The sequence below is a fragment of the Erythrobacter sp. CCH5-A1 genome, assembly GCF_001557115.1.
GTDB lineage: Bacteria > Pseudomonadota > Alphaproteobacteria > Sphingomonadales > Sphingomonadaceae > Erythrobacter.
On the sequence record NZ_LSKQ01000070.1, the window covers coordinates 1 to 439 of the forward strand.

Genomic DNA, 439 nt, shown 5'->3' on the forward strand with positions numbered 1-439 from the left:
GCGGCGGGGAGCAATTCCCGCCGCTTTTCTTTGTGAGTCGCCCGCAGATACGGGCGTTGGCCCGGAAACCTATGGTTTATCTGCGCAGAACTTCTGTGGTTACCCAAAGATTTCAGGAAGGTTAGGCATTTATCAACAGCTGTCGGATAATTTTACGTGAGACCGCCACTGACCGGGCGCGTCCGAAGTTTCTTATTGCCCAGCCAGGAGACCAAACATGACCTTCTTCAAGAACCTCGTCCGTGACGAACAGGGTGCGACCGCCATCGAATACGGCCTCATCGCCGCTCTGATCGCTGTCGCCGCGATCACCGCGATGACCAACGTCGGCTCGACGCTGTCGGGCACCTTCAGCAACGTCAACACGAAGATGAGCAAGGGCACCGCCTAAGCTTTCGCCAAGGGGGACCGGGAAGAACGGCGGGGAGCGATCCCCGCC

The 439-nt window shown here is 58.5% G+C and carries 1 protein-coding gene; it reads left to right on the forward strand.

The genetic code is table 11. The annotated features are described in order from the left end of the window. Positions 1-217: 217 nt before the first annotated feature. Positions 218-391 (forward strand): Flp family type IVb pilin, encoded by a 174-nt coding sequence (locus AX708_RS03150; protein WP_066525398.1) that lies wholly within the window; start codon positions 218-220, stop codon positions 389-391. Positions 392-439 lie beyond the last annotated feature (48 nt).

Coding starts and splice junctions, on each gene's coding strand:
- AX708_RS03150 (WP_066525398.1), top strand. CDS start 218: ATGACCTTCTTCAAGAACCTCGTCCGTGACGAACAGGGTGCGACCGCC.